At 67.9% G+C, this 2,192-nt stretch carries 2 protein-coding genes; both read right to left on the bottom strand.

Translation table 11 applies throughout. From position 1 onward, the window contains the following. On the bottom strand, positions 1 to 935 hold a 935-nt coding region (gene sucC / locus FHW79_RS32190), incomplete at its 3' end, for an ADP-forming succinate--CoA ligase subunit beta (RefSeq protein WP_183182674.1). Between the two features lie 234 nt (positions 936 to 1,169). Next, positions 1,170 to 2,192, bottom strand: a 1,023-nt coding sequence (frc, locus tag FHW79_RS32185; protein ID WP_183182673.1) for a formyl-CoA transferase, incomplete at its 5' end; no start/stop codon positions are given.

Below are 2,192 nucleotides of genomic sequence, written 5' to 3'. Positions count from 1 at the left end.
TTGAAGGCCGCGGTGACGCGCTCCTTGGTGGCGCCGCCGCCGACATCGAGGAAGTTGGCCGGCTCGCCGCCGTACAGCTTGATGATGTCCATGGTGCCCATCGCCAAGCCGGCGCCGTTGACCATGCAGCCGATGTTGCCGTCCAGCTTGACGTAGTTCAGGTCGTGCTTGGCGGCTTCGACCTCGGCCGGGTCCTCTTCGGCAACGTCGCGCAGCTCGGCCACGTTCTTGTGGCGGAACAGGGCGTTGTCGTCGAAGGCCATCTTGGCGTCGAGCGCCAGGATCTCCCCGGCGCCGGTAACGATCAGCGGGTTGATCTCGACGATCGCGCAGTCCAGTTCGGTGAAGGCGCGGTACATGGCGGTCAGGAACTTCGCCGCCGCCCCGACCTGCTTGCCTTCGAGGCCCAGCGCGAAGGCGACCTTGCGGGTGTGGTAGCCTTGGATGCCGGTGGCCGGGTCGATGGCGACCTTGACGATCTTCTCCGGCGTGTTGTGGGCGACCTCCTCGATCTCCATGCCGCCTTCGGTGGACGCCATGATGGTGACGCGGCCGGTGGCGCGGTCGACGAGCATGCCGAGATACAGCTCGCGCTTGATGTCGGCGCCTTCCTCGACGTAGAGGCGCTTGACCTCGCGGCCGTCCGCACCGGTCTGCTTGGTGACCAGAACATGGCCCAGCATCTCGGCGGCGTTCTTGCCGACCTCCTCGACGGACTTGACGACGCGGACGCCGCCCTTGCCCTCGGGGTTGTCCTTGAAGCGGCCGGCGCCGCGGCCGCCCGCGTGGATCTGCGACTTCACGACCCACACCGGGCCGCCCAGCTCGCGGGCGACGGTCTCGGCCTCCTCGGGAGAGAACGCGACGCCGCCGCGGGGCACCGCGACGCCGTACGTCTTCAGCAGGCCCTTGGCCTGATACTCATGGATGTTCATGGCTGTCTTCGGGTGTTTAAAATGGAAGGGTGCGGGGCGCAGGCCGGCATCGGCGCTGACGCTTTCCGCGCCGGCACCCTGCGTCCTGTGCTGAATCCGTGGAAGAATAACGGTGTGAGCCTGCGGCTCACCGGATGTGTGCGTCAACGCCCCCGCTCTTCGGGACTGCGTGCGCCTGTTATCCGTGCTGCATGGAGCGGGCGTCCCGACGGGACGCCCCTGCCACGGCTGTCTTTACTCGGCGGCCATGCGGGGAACGACCAGCCCCAGCGCGCCGCTGTCGCGAACCTCGCCGATGCGGCGTTCGTCGAAGCCGAGCACCTCGCGCAGGATCTCGTCGGTGTGTTCGCCCAGCAGCGGCGACCGCGTGACCTCGGTCGGGCTGTCCGACAGCTTGATCGGGTTGCCGACGGTCAGGTACTTGCCGCGCGTCGGGTGATCGACCTCGACGATGGTGCCGGTCTCGCGCAGCGACTGGTCCTCCGCCAGCTCCTTCATCGACAGGATGGGGCCGCAGGGGATGTCGTACTTGTTGAGGATCTCCATGACCTCGAACTTCGTCTTGGTCATGGTCCACTCTTCGACGGTCGCGAAGATGTCCTTCAGGCGCGGCAGGCGGGCGGCGGGCGTCGCGTAGTCCGGATCGGTGACCCACTCCGGCTTGCCGATGACGTCGCAGATCTTCGCCCACACCGGCGCCTGGGTGATGAAGTAGATGTAGGCGTTGGGATCGGTCTCCCAACCCTTGCACTTCAGGATCCAGCCCGGCTGGCCGCCGCCCGAGGCGTTGCCGGCGCGCGGCACGGTGTCGCCGAACTCGCCGTTCGGGTACTGCGGGTACTCTTTCAGCGGGCCGCGCTCCAGCCGCTGCTGGTCGCGCAGCTTGACGCGGCACAGGTTCAGCACGGCGTCCTGCATGGCCGCCAGCACCTTCTGGCCGCGCCCGGTCTGGGTGCGCTGGTAAAGCGCGGTCACGATGCCCAGCGCCAGATGCAGGCCGGTGCCGCTGTCGCCGATCTGGGCGCCGGTGACCATCGGCGGGCCGTCGTCGAAGCCGGTCGTCGAGGCCGAGCCGCCGGCGCACTGCGCGACGTTCTCATAGACCTTGCAGTCCTCGTAGGGGCCGGGGCCGAAGCCCTTGACCGAGGCGACGATGATGCGGGGGTTCAGCTCCTGGATGCGCTCCCAGGTCAGGCCCATGCGGTCGAGCACGCCGGGGGCGAAATTCTCGACCATCACGTCGCAGATGCGCACCAG

It is taken from the genome of Azospirillum sp. OGB3 (assembly GCF_014192915.1).
In the GTDB taxonomy this organism is placed as follows: domain Bacteria; phylum Pseudomonadota; class Alphaproteobacteria; order Azospirillales; family Azospirillaceae; genus Azospirillum.
The sequence above is the reverse complement of the archived record's forward strand: the minus strand, read 5'-3'. Positions and strand labels throughout refer to the sequence as shown.